Origin of the sequence: Vibrio sp. ArtGut-C1, assembly GCF_002105475.1 — a bacterium.
GTDB classification, from domain to species: domain Bacteria; phylum Pseudomonadota; class Gammaproteobacteria; order Enterobacterales; family Vibrionaceae; genus Vibrio; species Vibrio diabolicus.
In genome coordinates this window covers 111552-128806 of the sequence record NZ_NCTH01000006.1, presented here as the reverse complement: position 1 = coordinate 128806, position 17255 = coordinate 111552, and the positions used below count along the sequence as shown (strand labels likewise).

General features: G+C 44.4%; 14 protein-coding genes. 10 read left to right on the top strand and 4 right to left on the bottom strand.

Features of this window, described 5'->3' with window-relative positions:
- The first annotated feature begins 80 nt into the window (after window positions 1-80).
- From B7360_RS07425 to B7360_RS07395, 7 genes are all read left to right on the top strand, one after another.
- A complete protein-coding gene (locus B7360_RS07425) occupies window positions 81-761 on the top strand; it encodes a DUF3334 family protein (protein ID WP_006742601.1) in 681 nt (226 codons plus the stop codon).
- Between the two features lie 209 nt (window positions 762-970).
- Window positions 971-1666: a DUF2786 domain-containing protein gene (locus B7360_RS07420; RefSeq protein WP_005395879.1), complete on the top strand. Its 696-nt coding sequence runs from the start codon at window positions 971-973 to the stop codon at window positions 1664-1666.
- A 217-nt stretch (window positions 1667-1883) separates the two neighbouring features.
- On the top strand, window positions 1884-2543 hold the full coding sequence (locus B7360_RS07415; protein ID WP_005377956.1) for an OmpA family protein: 660 nt from the start codon (window positions 1884-1886) through the stop codon (window positions 2541-2543).
- A 76-nt stretch (window positions 2544-2619) separates the two neighbouring features.
- The gene (locus B7360_RS07410) at window positions 2620-3594 is read left to right on the top strand and encodes a J domain-containing protein (protein ID WP_085343154.1); all 975 of its coding nucleotides are present in this window, start codon (window positions 2620-2622) and stop codon (window positions 3592-3594) included.
- Window positions 3595-3771: 177 nt separating this feature from the next.
- Window positions 3772-3954: a hypothetical protein gene (locus B7360_RS07405; protein ID WP_005377960.1), complete on the top strand. Its 183-nt coding sequence runs from the start codon at window positions 3772-3774 to the stop codon at window positions 3952-3954.
- 413 nt (window positions 3955-4367) lie between these two features.
- Window positions 4368-4760 carry a SulA-like leucine-rich domain-containing protein gene (locus tag B7360_RS07400; RefSeq protein WP_012841914.1) on the top strand — a complete coding sequence of 131 codons (393 nt, stop codon included), beginning with the start codon at window positions 4368-4370 and terminating at the stop codon, window positions 4758-4760.
- A 203-nt stretch (window positions 4761-4963) separates the two neighbouring features.
- Window positions 4964-6067 (top strand): phosphoribosylaminoimidazolesuccinocarboxamide synthase, encoded by a 1104-nt coding sequence (locus B7360_RS07395; protein WP_085343152.1) that lies wholly within the window; start codon window positions 4964-4966, stop codon window positions 6065-6067.
- A gap of 79 nt (window positions 6068-6146) precedes the next feature.
- On the opposite strand, the gene B7360_RS07390 is transcribed toward B7360_RS07395, so the two are convergent.
- The 3 genes from B7360_RS07390 to B7360_RS07380 form a co-directional block, all read right to left on the bottom strand.
- Complete coding sequence (locus tag B7360_RS07390) at window positions 6147-7820, bottom strand: alkaline phosphatase (RefSeq protein WP_085343149.1); 1674 nt, start codon at window positions 7818-7820, stop codon at window positions 6147-6149.
- A gap of 329 nt (window positions 7821-8149) precedes the next feature.
- Entirely contained in the window at window positions 8150-8527 is a 378-nt protein-coding gene (locus B7360_RS07385) for a hypothetical protein (RefSeq protein ID WP_005377965.1), read from the bottom strand.
- 288 nt (window positions 8528-8815) lie between these two features.
- On the bottom strand, window positions 8816-11170 hold the full coding sequence (locus B7360_RS07380) for a helicase-related protein (RefSeq protein ID WP_085343221.1): 2355 nt from the start codon (window positions 11168-11170) through the stop codon (window positions 8816-8818).
- A 213-nt stretch (window positions 11171-11383) separates the two neighbouring features.
- Here B7360_RS07380 and B7360_RS07375 point away from each other — a divergent pair, with 213 nt between their 5' ends.
- The 3 genes from B7360_RS07375 (at window position 11384) to B7360_RS07365 (ending at window position 15550) form a co-directional block, all read left to right on the top strand.
- Window positions 11384-13072: an NAD-dependent malic enzyme gene (locus B7360_RS07375; RefSeq protein WP_005395857.1), complete on the top strand. Its 1689-nt coding sequence runs from the start codon at window positions 11384-11386 to the stop codon at window positions 13070-13072.
- 154 nt (window positions 13073-13226) lie between these two features.
- Entirely contained in the window at window positions 13227-13961 is a 735-nt protein-coding gene (locus tag B7360_RS07370) for a vancomycin high temperature exclusion protein (RefSeq protein ID WP_031780501.1), read from the top strand.
- 218 nt (window positions 13962-14179) lie between these two features.
- Window positions 14180-15550, top strand: a complete 1371-nt coding sequence (locus B7360_RS07365; protein WP_005395853.1) for a DASS family sodium-coupled anion symporter — start codon at window positions 14180-14182, stop codon at window positions 15548-15550.
- Window positions 15551-15692: 142 nt separating this feature from the next.
- On the opposite strand, the gene B7360_RS07360 is transcribed toward B7360_RS07365, so the two are convergent.
- Window positions 15693-17030 (bottom strand): GGDEF domain-containing protein, encoded by a 1338-nt coding sequence (locus B7360_RS07360; protein ID WP_048626262.1) that lies wholly within the window; start codon window positions 17028-17030, stop codon window positions 15693-15695.
- Between the last annotated feature and the right edge of the window lie 225 nt (window positions 17031-17255).

Below are 17255 nucleotides of genomic sequence, written 5' to 3'. Positions count from 1 at the left end.
TAATTAAACTTATGCTTTATTTTTTCACGCTTGATGCCTTACATTGGGGAACGAATCGCGTTTCTAGATGAGTTTTCAGAATGAAAAAAAATAAAATTGTGACCACTGAAGATATCCTTCTCAAACTTTGCCAGTCTGTTTCTGGCGTCCTTACTTCGGCGACATCTTCTCAAGTAAATTACTCTGCAATGGTGCAAAAAATCCACAAGACTAGCCTCAAGCCAGATTTTGGCTGTTTTGTTCTGTTTGATGGCGGGTTTACCGGGCTGGTCGTAATTAACTTTACGGCAAAAGCCGCATTAGAGATCTACACCAACTACATGCGTAATATGGGTATGCCAGAAGAAGAACTGGCAATATCTCATACTTCTGACGAGGTGGGAGATGTTCTGGGTGAGCTAATGAACCAACTGGTTGGAGATTTCACCAATAAAATTCGTAAAGAGCTGCAAACGAACATCACACAAAACCAGCCAAAAATGATGGCGCTGAATAAGCAAGTCATCTTACAAGTTGACACCAACCTTGACCGCCCTCAAGCTCGCCGAGTGACGTTCTCCACCGAAAATAACAACATTTTCTACCTAGAGTTGGCGATGGACAAAACTGAGTTCATCCAACTAGAAGAGTTTGAAATCGCAGAAGACGAAAATCCAGACGACATTTTAGAAGCAACACGTAAAAATATGGCTGAGAAAGAATCTAAATCGTCGAGTTCAAACGATGACGCCGATGATTTACTCAACCAGCTCGGATTGTAATTCCAACTAATCTTAATGAAGAATGGCTTCTTAGACACAAGTACGACTTCATACTGATTATGACGAACTAAAACGCCTAGCCTCGCCTTCCGCGGGGCTTCTTTTTATGTTCGTAAACCACCTTCACTACCACCTTGTATTTCGTTTTTATGTCAAAAAAGGTAATATGTCTGACTTCATAAATTTTCTGCTTTCGTTACTGGTTGTCGATGGATAAACAAAAAGCTCTGAAAAAAATCGCCAAGTGCTTAGAACTGGGCAATTCCGCTAATGTTAATGAGGCTGCCAATGCTATCAAAATGGCACATCGCCTCATGCTCAAATATGGTCTGGATAAGGACGATATTGAGTTTATCAGAATGGGGAAAACACAATCTTCCCACCTACTACCAGCGAATATCAGTTCTACCATATTGCGAGTGATTCGCGGCATTAACACTAAATTCGGTGTTGAAGCGGTGTTGTTGAATCACAAAGGGCTCAAACGTGTCGAGTTTATCGGTGAAGCAGATCGCGCGATTTTTGCTGCATTTGCTTTCGATATTATTTATCGCGAGATGAACGAAAGTACCGGACAATTCCGAAATAGTTTCGCAGGTACGGGCACCTCTTCTCAAGAGGTGACTCGCCGCGTGAACTCATTTGTATCTGGCTGGGTAGAGGGCGCAATAGAGAAACTTCCAGTCATTTCTCCAGACGAAGAGTCGGCCAACAAAATCAATGATTATATTGATAAAGAATTCCAAAACATTGACCGCGAAACCTTCAAGAAGCAACTGAAAGAAGCGATGAAAAACCTAACCGAAGACTACGAAGTGGGCTTGAAAAAAGGTAGAAGAGTCTCCGTTAACCGTGGTGTTGGCGGCGAGCAAGCGCGTAAAATGTTGGGCAATCCATCGAAATAACCAGAGCAGCAATTGATTGACGTAGATTCCAATATTCTAATGTTATTGGGACCTACTTTTTGAAGTTGTGATAGTAACGATAAGAATTTTCTTACAGAAACTCTTATCAATCTTACTTTCTCATAACAAATATCAATGCTTACTTATTCATAATTCGCATCCCATTATGAGGCATGGTTTCGCCTCAGTTTTATACGGAGATTTTCCCTTGAAAAAGATGCCTATTGCACTAGCTCTAGTGCTAGCTCTTACTGGCTGTCAAGCCACTCAACGCCAAAATGCAACAACGGGTGAATACGAAACTAACTCAACCACGCAAGGCGCGCTTATTGGTGCTATCGCTGGTGCAGCAATCGGTCTAGCAACGGGCGATGACGCTAAAGAACGTCGTCAGCATGCGCTCATTGGTGCGGCCGCAGGCGGTGCGACTGGCGCTGGCGTTGGTTACTACTTTGACCAACAAGAAGCAGAATTGCGTCGCGCTTTGCTAAACTCTGGTGTACAGGTTCAGCGTGTTGGTGAGAACCAGCTTTTATTGCGTATGGAAAATGGTATCGGCTTCTCTTCAAGCTCTTACCAGCTTGATGCTAGCATTCATAATACTCTACGCGGTGTTGCTCGCATCTTGGTTGAATACCCAGATACCAGCCTTGTTATCGACGGTTACACTGATAGCACAGGCAGTGAGTCATACAACCAAACGTTGTCTGAGCGTCGTGCAGAGTCCGTACGTCAATTCCTAGTATCTCAAAACGTTGCACCTGGTCGTGCAATTGCACGTGGCTACGGCGAACGTAACCCAATTTGCTCAAACCAAACTTCTGAAGGTCGTGCGTGCAACCGTCGTGTTGAAATCCAGATCTTGCCACTGAAGTAATTTGGTTGCACCATAGCGGTAATAATAAAAAATTACCGGAGCAGGCCTAACCATAATCGTTAGGCCTGACATATCAATGTCTGTCAAAACGTCTGCCCTACTCTGCTTATTTAGCCTCTGCTTTTCTGGTTACTCGCTTGCCTCTCAAGCTCCAAATGACCCCATAGAACAATACGAGTACGCACAACAATTATTGGCATCAAACAAAGCTGAAGCCTCAACAGAAACACGCTACTGGCTAGAGCAATCCGCCAACCAAGGTTACCTCCCTGCGCAAAAACAGCTCGCGAACGACTTTGCTAAAGGGATAAATGGCGAAAAAAATGAAACACAAGCGTTATATTGGCTAACCTCTATCGCACTCAATGACCCAACCGATCGAGGTTTTCTTCTCGCTAACTTTATTCAGCGCAATCAAGATAAGGTCACAACTTCTCAATTGACTGAAGCCTTGTATCAAATGGCTTCTCAGCATAATCCAGCAGCAGAACAAGCATATAATCAACTGTTAGAGCAGCGCTTCAACCAACTGCGAGCTAAACAAGTCTCGCAAATAAAGTCGCTCGATAAAAAGGCTGAACAAACACAAGAAGAGAAAAGCACAGTTGCAAACCCCAAGGTAGAATACTCGCAGTTTTTATGGCTGATCTGGCTAGCGGCGATACTCATCATCAGCGGCTTAAGCTTCTTCGTAATCAAGAAACATAAGCAGAATAGAAAAGCGCGTGAAGCCAAAGAGGAAAGCCAAAATCAGCGAATGGCGGCAAAAGTTAAAGAGCTAGAGTTTACGAACAAGCAACTGAAACGCCAGCTAGAGAAAGTATTCAAAGAATTTAAGAAATCCAAAACCCAGGCAGAGAACCATAAGCTAAGCGTCGCATGCGCCATGTTTGGCTACACACCACAACACATCCCTGATTTACAAGCAATAAAGCTACGCTATAGACAGCTATCAAAGCTTTATCATCCGGACACAAGAGGCAGTGAAGAAGAAATGAAGCGACTCAATCATGCCTTTAAGCTTGTCTCACAAAATGTTACAAAACAGTAAAAACAGGTCGAGACACTTTGGCTAGCATGCTTTTAGACCCATATAATCAAGCGCCGCAATCGATCTCCCTCTCAAACAAATTAACAGACATTTAACTTAAGTCTCGCTTTTATGCCATAATGCTCAGCGCAAAATAACACCTAACGACTCAAATTAATCTAGGTGGGGAGAAAATCAATGTTCACTGAAGAAGGCACCTGTGATTGGTGTAAAAAACCTAGTCTTGTAACTCGTCACGATTATTTAGATGGCAAGCACCATTACTCATGTAAAGCTTGTTACGACATGGCAAAAATCGACGTGCGCCTATTTAACCAAGGCGAATTACAAATGCGCGAACGCTTGCAACGAGCGAGCTAAGCAAGACGGAATCAACGGAACTGATTTTCAAAAGCGCCTTTTAAGGCGCTTTTTTGATCGGCCAAGCCCTATTTCCAATCTCTATCTCGTATTCCCTCCTATCCTACATAGCATGTCGCATCGGTTATCAGCCCCTCTCCTACTGTATACAAACCACTGCCCGTGAAAAAACACCTGTATATACAGTAGTGACCCCCTGTATGTATCTCGTCCAATTTTCTACTCATCTCACATTTTTAAATTGATGTTAGACATATCAAAAATGAAAAATAACCAAATAAATTCAGATACTTAAAATAAAATCCTTTTGTTTCCTTCTCAAAAAAACGCAAATAACTTTTGAGAAACGGGTTGATCAGGTCGTCAAAACAAACTACTGTATACACATACAGCATGTATAAAGGAACAGTAAGATGCAGTTACAAAGTCAATCTCATACATACTCTCGTTACAACGTATTGGCACAAGCAACTCAGCCCATGGCCGTTTCGGATCAGCTTCTATCTAAGCTGGCTGTTTTATCGCAGCAGAAACAATGGATTTTGTTTACAGCAGACTGCCCTCGTCCAGACTTTGAACAACTCACTGCTTCTAATATTTGCTGTAAAAACGTGATTCAAATGAAGCCTTCTCAACAGCTTTCAGAAGTCGAGATCGTGATCAAAGCCATCCGATCAGGTAATGCCAGTGCTGTTGTCGCATCAAATAAAATTGCACTTATGAATCAATCTATGTTGCGCGACATGGCGCAGCGCTATCAGTGTGAGGTTTTTTTCGTCGAAGGCAGAGTTAATAAGTACCACTAATAAGTTCGACGTTATCCATCCTGCATCTCGCCTCCTTTTTAAGGGGGCTTTTTTTGTATTAAAGAAAATAAGCAAACGTTTGCTTTTTCTCTGGCGAGTTAAAATAGTTCTGGTATGATGCCCACATTCGATTTATTCAGCGCCCACATTTTGCTGAATATCTTCTCTTTCTGACGTTTGATTAAGATGATAGGAATATCGCAATGAGCCTTGCTAATCAAGTACTTGCCGTCAATGACGACCTGCCAATTCGCACCCATAAACCCGTTCACAGCGGAAAAGTTCGTTCAGTTTACTGGTTAACTGAAGAAGACAGTGCCCGACTGATCAAAGAAAAAGGATACGATGTCGCTCCAGATGCGCCTTTGGCTATCATGGTGATTAGCGACCGAATCTCTGCATTCGATTGTATTTGGCATGCTGAAGGTGGTCTTAATGGTGTCCCGGGTAAAGGGGCTGCGCTTAATGCGATTTCTAATCACTGGTTCAAACTGTTCAAAGAAAATGGCTTAGCAGATAGCCATATTCTAGACATTCCTCACCCTTTTGTTTGGATTGTACAAAAAGCCAAACCGGTAAAAATCGAAGCCATCTGCCGCAAATACATCACGGGTTCGATGTGGCGCGCTTACGCAAATGGCGAGCGCGAGTTTTGTGGAATCCAACTTCCTGAAGGGTTAGGAAAAGACAAAGCACTGCCAGAGTTGCTCATGACCCCATCCACAAAAGGCATTCTAAAAGGTATTCCCTGTGTGCCAGAAGCGGATGACGTGAATATTACTCGTCAAAACATCGTAGACAACTACGAAGCATTTAACTTCTCAAGTGCCGACGATATCGCACTCTACGAAAAACTGCTGAAAGAAGGCTTTAACGTTATCAGCCAAGCGTTAGAAGAAATCGACCAAATCTTTGTCGATACCAAATTCGAATTTGGTTATGTTCATGATGCCGCTGGCAATGAAAAGCTGATTTACATGGATGAAGTGGGTACACCAGACTCGTCTCGTATATGGGATGCTAAAGAGTACCAAGCAGGTCACATCGTAGAGAACTCAAAAGAAGGTTTCCGCCAGTTCCTACTTAACCACTTCCCTGACCCAGATATCTTGCTAAACAAAGAACGTATGCCAGAGCGCGAAGCACTCGCTCGTGATAATGCTTTACCCGTCGAATCTTTGATGGCGATTTCGAGCACCTACATTGGTATTGCCGAGAAGATTACAGGCAAGCCGATTCATTTGAGTGAGAATCCGAAAGCGGAAATCATCGAAGTTCTGAGCAAAGAATACGGATTGATTGACTAGCACTGTCGCTAGATTAGCTAAACGCTTTTCAATAAAAAGTCCGCACTAGCCTGCGGACTTTTTTCGTATTAAGCTCAGTTTAGCCGATATTTAACGTAGTGCCATCTGTTGTGGAGGCTGACTTGGTCGTCACCTGATATGTTTTGTCTTTAATCGTTGATACGAAATACCAGGTCGACTCTGCTTTGTCGGGCGTAAAAGTAACGCGCATAAAGCCACGCTGCTTGATATCTGCCCACTGTAATTCTGACACTAAGTGCGGCAACGTGTATTCCATTTGAGCGATCGCAACAGGATCTAACGCTAGGTAGGCCTCTAGCCCAGGGGAACTCACCGAGCTAGTTGCAAACTCTATCCCGATAGGATGCTTAGATACGTCTTTAAGCTCACTTGCCCATGCGTTGTGCGTATCTCCTGCCAAGCAGACAAATTTACCACTGTTGGCTTTGGCCAGTTGATAAACTTTCTCTCGCTCAACGTAGTAACCATCCCATGCATCTAGGTTATACGGGAGAGAAATGGTATCTGAACTTGGGTCAGAGAGATAACCCGTAATCGCAGAGTTTACCGCTAATAACGCCTCTGTTTTTTGGTCTTCAGTGGCAGTAAACAATTGAAACATAGCGGTCATCACCGAACTTGGCAGCTCCATACGAGACATTAACACTTGTTGCCCTAGCACATTCCAAGTTGCGTCGTGCGTACTGAACGCATCCATCAGCCAAGCGAGTTGGTCAGCGCCTAACAGCTCTCGGTCTTCACTGCGCGACTGAGTAACTAAACCGCCAATCGCTTCCATCGTTGGAGAGCTGAGCGAGAAGTAATCCAACGGTTTATCACGCCCCACAAGTCGCGTATCGAGCATCATCAAATTGACTAAACTTCCAAACGAAAACTGACGGTAAATCAGCATGTTTGAGAAAGTGTTTTCACGAACGGGCAACCATTCTGTCCACGCGGCAGCCGCAGCTGCACGACGATCATTAAAACTGCCTTCCTCTTCTTGATGGTTTTCCGCACCATTTTTCCAAGTATCATTTGCAAGCTCATGGTCATCCCAGACAGCAATCATTGGTAGGCTCGCATGTAACGCTTGCAGATCAGCATCTTGGCGATATTGCGCATACCGTTTTCGGTAATCATCTAAGGTAATACATTCAGTGCCTTTGCTTGGCTCTCGCCCTAGTGCCTCAGCATCTTCACTAGCGTAGCCACCAGCACCATACTCATAAATGTAATCACCGAGATGAAGCACCACATCAAACGGGTCTTGCTCATGTTGATTTAAAATCTCTCGATACACATGGAAATAGCCTGCAGGATAGTTTGCACAAGATATAACCGCCATGGATGCCTTTTCTACACCATCCTCTGGTAATGTTTGAGTTTGCCCGACTTCGCTAGTGACATCTCCAACCATGAATCGATAGTAGTAGCGAGAATTTGCGTTGAGATTTTGAACATCGACTTTTACCGTGAAATCTCGGCTCGTGTCTGTGGCAAAAGTGCCACTTTGCACGATATCAGTAAAATTTTCGTTAGATGAAACTTGCCAGCTTACATCTGCGTAGCTCGCTGATGTTGTAACACGAGTCCAAATGATTACTTGTGTATGAGTAGGATCTCCACTCGCCACTCCGTGCTCAAAGGTAACCGCAACAGACTCACTAGCATCGCTACCACAGCCCACCAGCCCGGTAACAATAGCCGTTGAAGAGGCAGCTTTCATAAAGTCTCGACGAGACAAAGACATATTGACTTCCTTTCTTATTGTGTTTGTTTTTATGCCCAAATGACGTGGTGACTCAATCATCCTTGTGTGCCAATAAGGGACGTTAATTCGAACTTACAGTACCAACCACTTAGTCGGTAATTTGTCCTAAAAACACAAAGTTAGAAGCTAGTTATGACAATTGCATTTCCAAACGTTACATTTTTGTTAATTTAAGTGCAAATACTCTATATTCATCACACTTCCAAGACCTGTGACAAAAACCTCAAAATAAAAAAGCGACCTACTTTGAGGTCGCTTTTCATTGCACTATTGTTAAGTGGTACATTTATGAAGTGGAAATACTCAGCTTAAAACTTGATGTTAAGAACATCTTGTTCTGACGTGTCCACTTTCAACTGACTGCGAGATTCTATGTACTCGATTTGCTGAACATCGAGCGAATATGGCATAACGACTCGCAATTCATTGATCCCTTCATGTTTAGCTAACTGGGTTAAGCGGACCAAATTGGATTCATCACTTTTACGAGAAGACATCGATTTTAATGCGGCATCCCACAACCGATCTTCAGGCTTGCTCAATTCCGCAATGTTCTGTTTCCACATCAAACCGAAAATAGGCGCGATGGTGGCAAATGCCTCTAAAAAGGTCCATTTTTTACTACCTGTCGCCCCTAAAAAGCTAGTGTAGTCGAATTCAATGCACGTCTTTCCTTGTTGATCCATTCTATGCCCCCGACACTCGAAAATGAGATATACCAAATATCGTTCAACTGTTTTGATATAGCAATGGGATATAAAACATTCGTCTTTTATGCACTAATTTACATGCAAAAGGAAATATTAAAACCAGCTTTGTAACAACTGATGTACAGCTTCGCCATATATAAGCATTCAATTGATTAATATTTCAATTAAGAAACTAAAAACAACACGTAAGTAACGCTATCAATATGAAATCATTATAGATTCACCAAGAAAATATCAATTCTTGTCACAGCGTCATCCGCCTACCTACTTCACATCAATCACTCGACTGGCCTTTTTATACTGTATCTTCCAACCAGCCCAGCGTGGCAGCTCCCAGCGCTTCGGGTCTCCCTTACGGTTTCCCTCTCGATAAATGACCTGTACCAGCTTGCGAGACGCGTAATACTCAACATCCAGTTGGAGTTCTGGCAGCGCAAGTTCTAAAGGGTACTGCTCCGTGAAATCGTCGTATTCCCATTCTGGAACACCGTTAAATGTTAAGTCTTCCGGTTCAAACAACGCCATATCATCGACATTTTCAACGCCCAATGTTTCCAACTGCTCCTTTAACCAGCTAGAAAATGTCAAGGAGGCCAAGTCGTTAACCTCTTCTCCTTCGACATTAAGGCCCAATGCGTTGTAGAGTTTCCAGTGTTGGATTTGTTGTTTTCTTTGAGAAGCAAAACCTGGTAACAGGGTCTCGTCTTCTATCATTTCGACAATAGACTGAACAGCAACATCACCTTGTAACGCTTGGTGTTCAGAACAGACTGTTCGCCCGGCGTAGACCAAATGCATCGTTGCTCTTGGCGTCTCTTCTTCATAATTCGTCTCACCTTGTTGCCACTCCCCAAATTCAAGTTCGCGTAATAATGTCAGCGGGATAGGCATCATGACCGATGCGAGGTTTAGTGTTTGCTTAACACCTCGTCCTGGCACGCTATGGCTATCTAGCACAATGGCCGCTTCTTCTTTATCAGGAAAGCGGCTGTTACGCCCAACCAGCATCTCGACTACGCCATTTCCTAGAGCATCTCTTCGACGAGCTCGTCGGACAAACACAAGCTCAGGGTGCAATGAGGCGATGGAGAAAAAGAGCGCTTCACGTTTATATCGAGAGGCAACGTCAAGTTCCGGTAATTCAAATACTTCTCGCATTTGTTTCGCTAAACCTTGTGCCTCTTCGAGTGCGCTGGCATCAATGACAATGCCCGGAAGTCGCTCCCCCCGGACCAAACGGATAAGCAAAGAGGCATCACATCCGTATGGCTCCTCTTGAGATAGAAGCTCAGCGACTTCGCCACTTTGTCGCTGATAGAGTTGCGCAGGCACAGATAATGCTGCTGCCAAGTCAATCATTGCTTCCTTCTCTGTCTTAGCTTGAATTCTGGTAACGAGATCGGCAAACAGTGCATCAATAGGTAGTGGGTATACTTTTCTACCGTGCTTCGTGACATTGCCGCCTTCATCAATCGCTTCCATGGACAGCAAGGTTAAATGAGATGCCTTAAGCGACTTTTCTGGAATTGAGTCGAGAAAATCGAGTGTTGAAAGACGGTATCCACAACAAGCCGCTGCCAGCATGGGCTCGACGAGCTCTTCTCTGTGCAATTCTGGAGGCGTCACTAATTCTAAAGGCGCGTGTTCACCATATAGACGAATACAAGCCCCTTCAGCAACACGGCCCGCCCGCCCCATTCGCTGCGCGGCGCTGGCCTTAGAAATGTGGGTCAGCGTTAACGCTGTGCGACCGTTACGTTGAATGGTTCGACGCTCTAAGCCGCTATCAATGACAACTCGGATGTTAGGTATCGTTAAGGAGGTTTCCGCAACATTGGTTGCCAATACGACTTTTCGTTGTTTTTGCGTAGTTAACGCGCAGTGCCGTTCTTCATCACTAACCGAGGCATGAAGTTTGACCACCATGACATCGCCGCAACTTTGTAGCATCTGCGCACATTGGGTGATCTCTTTACGTCCTGGGAGAAAAACAAGAATATCGCCATCTTCATCTTTCAGTGCCTCTTTTACCGCTCCGACAACCTCCTGTTCACATCCCTTTTTGTTCGGTAAATAGCGGCTGTCTGTGGAACGATGTGTCACCGTGACTGGAAAGCAACGCCCTTCAGATCGCAGACGCTTCGCATTCAGGTAACGCGCTAGCTTTTCGCCCTCCAGCGTAGCGGAAGTGACGATCAACCGATGTTGATTTTCTTGCTTCAAAATTGCGGTTAATAGATCAATATCCCAGCGTCGCTCGTGAAATTCGTCCACTATCACGATATCGAAGCCTGCTAGCTTGTTTTCCGCAAACCAACGCAGTGCGACTCCCGGAGTCACAAATACAACTTCGGTTTTTTCATCAAAGTAGGCATGAAGCTTGATCGCGTAACCGACTTTGCGACCTATTGGCTCACCAGATTGCTCCGCAAGATATTCAGCCAGCGAGGTACAAGCAATTCGACGTGGTTCAATAACCAGCACGCGTCCGTGTTTTGCCGCCCACATAGGCAAACGGGTAGATTTACCTGACCCGGTTTCGGCTTCCACCACGAGATGGTTTTGGTTCACATGTTGGTCAAACTCAGCTTGCAGGCTGTCGATAGGTAGTTGAAACATAGAAATTGGATTTGATTTGATGATGCAGAACATTATACCCAAGTAAAAAAATCCTGCTTTAGGTATCTCTAAACAACCAATATTGCCGATATTTTCGGCGGTATCTGAGTTTTTTTGCGACATTACATTGATGTGCATCAACGCATGTTTACAACTAAATGGTGAACCCGTTAAAATTTGGTGCGCATCCTTCAACCCTACATAAGGCACCCAATGAACAACGATAAACGCCCACTATATATTCCATATGCGGGTCCGGCTCTTTTAGCAACCCCTCTTTTGAACAAAGGCAGTGCATTCTCTGCTGAAGAACGTAGTTCATTCAACTTAGAAGGCTTGCTTCCAGAGTCTACCGAAACAATCCAAGAGCAGGTGGAACGTGCCTACCAGCAATACAAGAGTTTCGAAAGCGATATGGATAAGCACATTTATCTGCGTAATATCCAAGACACCAACGAAACACTGTATTACCGCCTAGTGCAAAACCACATTTCTGAGATGATGCCTATCATCTACACGCCAACTGTCGGCGCAGCATGTGAAAACTTCTCTAACATTTACCGCCGTGGTCGTGGTCTATTCATTTCATATCCGAACCGTGACCGTATTGACGACTTGCTGAATAATGCAGCAAACCACAACGTTAAAGTGATTGTTGTGACAGATGGTGAACGTATCCTTGGCTTGGGTGACCAAGGTATCGGCGGCATGGGTATTCCTATTGGTAAACTGTCACTTTATACCGCGTGTGGTGGTATCAGCCCTGCTTACACGCTACCAATCGTGCTTGATGTGGGTACCAATAACCCGCAACGTTTAGCTGATCCGATGTACATGGGTTGGCGTCACCCTCGTATTACGGGTGCAGAATACGATGCATTTGTAGAAGAGTTTATTCAAGCAGTACAGCGCCGTTGGCCTGATGCCTTGATCCAGTTCGAAGACTTTGCTCAGAAAAATGCGATGCCTCTTCTTGAGCGTTACAAAGATCGCGTGTGCTGCTTCAATGATGATATTCAAGGCACGGCGGCCGTTACTGTTGGCTCTCTACTTGCAGCCTGTAAAGCAGCAGGCACTCAGCTGTCTAAACAGCGTATCACCTTCTTGGGCGCTGGCTCTGCTGGTTGCGGTATCGCAGAAGCGATCATCGCACAAATGGTATCGGAAGGGATTTCTGACGAGCAAGCTCGCTCACAAGTTTACATGGTTGACCGTTGGGGTCTGTTACAAGAAGGTATGCCTAACCTTCTTGATTTCCAACAACGCTTGGTGCAGAAACATACCAATACGAAAGAGTGGGAAAATGAAGGAAATGGCTTCTCACTACTCGATGTTATGCGTAACGCCAAGCCAACGGTACTAATTGGTGTTTCTGGTGCTCCTGGCCTATTTAGCCAAGAAGTCATCGAAGAAATGCATAAACACTGTAAGCGTCCGATTGTCTTCCCACTGTCGAACCCAACAAGCCGCGTAGAAGCAACACCGAACGACATCATTCGTTGGACAAATGGTGAAGCACTGGTTGCAACAGGTAGCCCATTTGAGCCTGTGGTTCATGAAGGTCGCACTTACCCTATTGCCCAATGTAACAACAGCTACATCTTCCCTGGCATTGGCCTTGGTGTACTTGCTGTAAACGCAAAACGTGTCACCGACGAGATGCTAATGGAATCAAGCCGTGCGCTCGCAACATGCTCTCCTCTAGCAATCAACGGTCGTGGTGCGCTACTTCCACCGTTGGAAGAGATCCACTCGGTATCGAAAAAGATCGCGTTTGCTGTTGGTAAGAAGGCAATCGAACAAGGTGTGGCATTAGAAATTACTGATGAAGCATTGAACGTGGCGATTGAACAATCGTTCTGGCAGCCGGTTTACCGTCGCTACAAACGCACTGCGTTTTAAGCTTGAGACATTTCGTTTAATAATTAGCCCCTACCATGTAGGGGCTTTTATTTTTTTATCATCCTAACCAGATTTTGGCATAAATGGGCTTCTCTCTTTTTGTTTCTATCAGATATGATGAGAACTACATTTTTAGTTAAGGATATAAAACGTTTTGTTGTTTTCTCGCATAAGATCAAAGTGGAAGCTGAAATTTTCCTGGAAGCGACTTGCTTTGATTTTGTCGATCTCTGTACTTAGTCTGCTTGTTTCTGTTATTGCCATCGACCGGTGGGTGGTTTTACAAGCCAAAGAAAGCATTTTCACTGAATACGAACAAATACCTCAACATGAGGTTGCTGTGGTTCTCGGTACCAGTAAATACATCGGTAAGATCCTCAACACTTACTACACTCATCGTATTAATGCGGCGATTGAGCTTTACAACCAAGGCAAAGTAAAACAGTTTTTATTGAGTGGCGATAACGCCCATCGCTCCTACAACGAACCGTGGACGATGAAACGCGACTTACTTAAAGCCGGCGTGCCTGAGGAAGTGATTCACCTTGATTATGCTGGCTTTCGTACTCTAGATTCGATTGTGAGGGCGAAAAAGATTTTTGCTTCGGAGCGCTTTCTGATTGTGACTCAGCGCTTTCATTGTGAGCGAGCGCTGTTTATTGCCGATGCTTACAACATTGATGCGCAGTGTCTTGCGGTAGCAGGACCTACGACAAACAAACAAAAAACATCAATGCGTATTCGAGAATTGCTCGCCCGTGTGAAAGCCTTTTTAGACCTCTACATTATTAATACGCAGCCCAAGTTTCTTGGTCCTCAAGAACCTATCGTTGCAGTAAAAGAGCCTGAAAAAATCTCTAATGAGCCTCTGCAAGTTCCCGTCGAATAGAGGAACAACGCAGCTCACAAGGTTAATAACATTTCTATAAAACAAATGGGTAGTTTTCTACCCATTTCCAATTCTCAACATCACATTTTCTAATTTGCTCTACGATTCAGGCAAAACTCTTTTTTGCATTCCAAGTAACATTTAATCAATAAATAACTACAAGTCAGTTACTTTGCCATAAAAAACCGACAAAAGGCAATGCAAAAGGAGCACTACCCATGACCGCACTCGCTGTGACATTGAAGAACTGGTTCTTCACTCGCAACAGCATGATTTTGAACGCGAATATCGTATTGTTCATTATCTTGTTTAATACCCTACCCTTTGAGCCACAAGTAGTAACCGGCCTAAGCATCTTAGTTTTTGTTGCTATTCTTTGGCTAACCGAAGCGATTCACGTCAGCATAACCGCGCTGCTTATACCATTACTTGCGGTATTTTTAGGCGTGTTTAACACTCAGACCGCGCTGAACAACTTCTCCAACTCCATCATCTTTCTATTCTTAGGTGGTTTTGCACTTGCTGCGGCTTTGCATAAACAGAAGTTAGACCAAGCTATTGCTGATAAAGTGCTGTTACTCGCACGAGGCAAAATGTCTGTCGCTGTATTCATGCTATTTGGTGTTAGTGCTGGCCTGTCGATGTGGATTTCAAACACCGCCACTGCCGCTATGATGCTGCCCCTTGTACTGGGTGTGATGACAAAGCTAGACGCGAAGAAAAATCACAATACCTTTTTGTTTGTTCTGCTCGGCATCGCTTACAGCGCTTCGATTGGTGGTATTGCAACGCTGGTTGGTAGCCCACCAAACGCCATTGCAGCAGCTGAAGTCGGCCTAAGTTTTACTGAGTGGATGAAGCTCGGTGTGCCTATCTCATTAGTACTAATGCCAATCGCTATTCTCGTTTTGTACACCATGACTAAGCCTGACCTTAGCCACAAGTTTGACCTTGACCATCAACCAGTCGAGTGGACAAACGGCAAAATGATTACGCTGGCGATTTTCTTACTGACGGTCACGTTGTGGATTTTCAGTAAGCCTATTAACGCTATGCTAGGTGGCTTCGCTAAGTTCGATACCCTTGTCGCAATAGGTGCGATCCTTCTGCTTGGGGCTTCTCGCGCCGTCGAGTGGAAAGATATTGAGAAAACAACCGACTGGGGTGTGTTAATCCTATTTGGTGGTGGTATCTGTTTGAGCAACGTTCTAAAAGCAACCGGAACAAGCGTATTTTTGGCTCATAGCTTGTCAGGCTTCCTTGAGCAAGCCGGTATTCTCCTAACGATTCTTGCAGTGGTTGCTTTTGTTGTCTTCTTGACTGAGTTTGCAAGTAACACCGCCAGTGCTGCACTACTGGTCCCTGTATTTGCAACCATCGCAGAGGCCTTAGGCATGTCTCCGGTCATTCTCTCTGCTTTGATTGCCGTCGCTGCATCTTGTGCATTTATGTTACCAGTTGCAACACCTCCAAACGCGATTGTGTTCGGTACGGGTCATATCAAGCAAAAAGAAATGATGCGAATTGGCTTCGTCTTAAACATTGCCTGTATTGCTGCACTAACGCTTTTCGCTTGGTTATTCTGGTAAAAAACAACAAGCTCGATTAGCACTACACTGCTGCTCACGGTAATCACATCGATGACCCAAACTTCCCCCTAAGTGGTGTTCAGCAGTTTCCCTCTTGGTGGCCAGTTGGCCACCTTTTTTCTTTCCTTTCAGTGAACGGCTATCAGGCTTGCTTCTTTTCGCAGGCAAGCAAACCATAATGAACCTCGACCCGGTTACGACCATTGCGCTTCGCTTGGTAAAGCACTTCGTCTGCTCTCGCCATGGTTTCTGAGACACGTTCATTTTGCATTTGGGCGACGCCAATACTGCATGTTAATGATTCACCGTGTACCCACAAATGACTCTCCACATTTTTGCGAATCATTTCCGACTTCTTCACAGCTTGCTCAATATTGGTGTCAGGGCAAAATACAACAAACTCTTCTCCCCCCCAACGAACAAGTCGGTCATCTGGGTAGATGGAACTTGCCACCACCATGACAAATTCGCGCAATATGTCATCCCCCATTTGGTGCCCAAATTTGTCATTCACCTTCTTAAATTTATCCAAATCCATATAAAGGATACTGAATGTACTATGTCCCCAGCGAACTTGGCGTGATTGCTGCTCAAGCCAGTGCTGAACTGCGTGACGGTTCATCGCTCCCGTCAACGCATCGCGATGCGCCAACTCTGCAAACTCATAGTTTTGAGCTCGCAACGTACCATTCACCTTCTCTAAATGACGATGACGTTTTTTCGCTTTTTCATAAGCGACTCGATTTTTTCGTAATTCGTGCAGAGAAAATGCCAGTCCAAGCGCCATCCAAGAGAGTAAGAGCGCATACAGTAACGTTTCTTGTGCAAGGTAAGCGCCTTCAAACTCAATTTTATCAATCACAATTTTGTGCTCGCCAAGTGCCGCACCAGATCCGGTCGCGATATCAATACGTGTGATGTTTGAAAATTCAGGTGCAGAGTGTTCAATCGCGACTTTGTTGTCTACTAACCACCACGTCATCACCTGTAAATTTTTAATCGGAATTTCGATGATGTCGTTTGAACCGGACGGAGAAAACTGCATGCCATTGTATTTAATAGTGTACTCGTCGTCTGGTTTGGAATACTCAGGGTTATAGTTGCGCAGATATAAACGCAAATCATGGCTCGGATTGGGCCCCACCCCCGCCTCTTCATATCTCACTTTCAATCGAATCGTATGGTAATTGGAAAGGTCAATCCCCTGTGTTGGCGTTGTGGAATCGGTATAAACAGAGATTCCGCAATAAGGCCAAGCATACGAGCTTTGCTTTAAGTCACAGCTGAGAACTAGGCTTTGCTTATCGTAAATAATATCAGCCTCACTCAAGCCACCTTCGCTGGCGTCTTTAGTCGCATAGATATTGAAATGTTCTGGTGTAATGGTCAGCTTTCGTGTATCGCCAAGAACACTATAAAGCGCAACCAAACTAATAGTGCAAATAGAGAGGGCAAAGATAAATTTATGGATCCACTTCATGGGCGAGTGACCTGCTCAGCTTATATACAACACAATGTACTCAATGATTTTTCGAACTTCAAACAAAGCCATTTATCAAGAAACAAAATTACTTTTAGTCTTCGTTCTTACTTTCGATACATGGTAACGTGTTTTGAACCGTTATCACGTTTTTAAATCTCTCAAAAATGCGGTTCACTTGTTATTTGCGAAGCATTTCACAACCGTATTTCCTAACCCATGAAG

Excerpts from the sequence above, each read along its gene's own strand:
- B7360_RS07415 (WP_005377956.1), top strand. The coding sequence starts at position 1,884 with ATGCCTATTGCACTAGCTCTAGTGCTAGCTCTTACTGGCTGTCAAGCC.
- B7360_RS07410 (WP_085343154.1), top strand. The coding sequence starts at position 2,620 with ATGTCTGTCAAAACGTCTGCCCTACTCTGCTTATTTAGCCTCTGCTTT.
- B7360_RS07420 (WP_005395879.1), top strand. The coding sequence starts at position 971 with ATGGATAAACAAAAAGCTCTGAAAAAAATCGCCAAGTGCTTAGAACTG.
- B7360_RS07425 (WP_006742601.1), top strand. The coding sequence starts at position 81 with ATGAAAAAAAATAAAATTGTGACCACTGAAGATATCCTTCTCAAACTT.
- B7360_RS07380 (WP_085343221.1), bottom strand. The coding sequence starts at position 11,170 with ATGTTTCAACTACCTATCGACAGCCTGCAAGCTGAGTTTGACCAACAT.
- B7360_RS07390 (WP_085343149.1), bottom strand. The coding sequence starts at position 7,820 with ATGTCTTTGTCTCGTCGAGACTTTATGAAAGCTGCCTCTTCAACGGCT.
- B7360_RS07365 (WP_005395853.1), top strand. The coding sequence starts at position 14,180 with ATGACCGCACTCGCTGTGACATTGAAGAACTGGTTCTTCACTCGCAAC.
- B7360_RS07405 (WP_005377960.1), top strand. The coding sequence starts at position 3,772 with ATGTTCACTGAAGAAGGCACCTGTGATTGGTGTAAAAAACCTAGTCTT.
- B7360_RS07375 (WP_005395857.1), top strand. The coding sequence starts at position 11,384 with ATGAACAACGATAAACGCCCACTATATATTCCATATGCGGGTCCGGCT.
- B7360_RS07395 (WP_085343152.1), top strand. The coding sequence starts at position 4,964 with ATGAGCCTTGCTAATCAAGTACTTGCCGTCAATGACGACCTGCCAATT.
- B7360_RS07360 (WP_048626262.1), bottom strand. The coding sequence starts at position 17,030 with ATGAAGTGGATCCATAAATTTATCTTTGCCCTCTCTATTTGCACTATT.
- B7360_RS07400 (WP_012841914.1), top strand. The coding sequence starts at position 4,368 with ATGCAGTTACAAAGTCAATCTCATACATACTCTCGTTACAACGTATTG.
- B7360_RS07385 (WP_005377965.1), bottom strand. The coding sequence starts at position 8,527 with ATGGATCAACAAGGAAAGACGTGCATTGAATTCGACTACACTAGCTTT.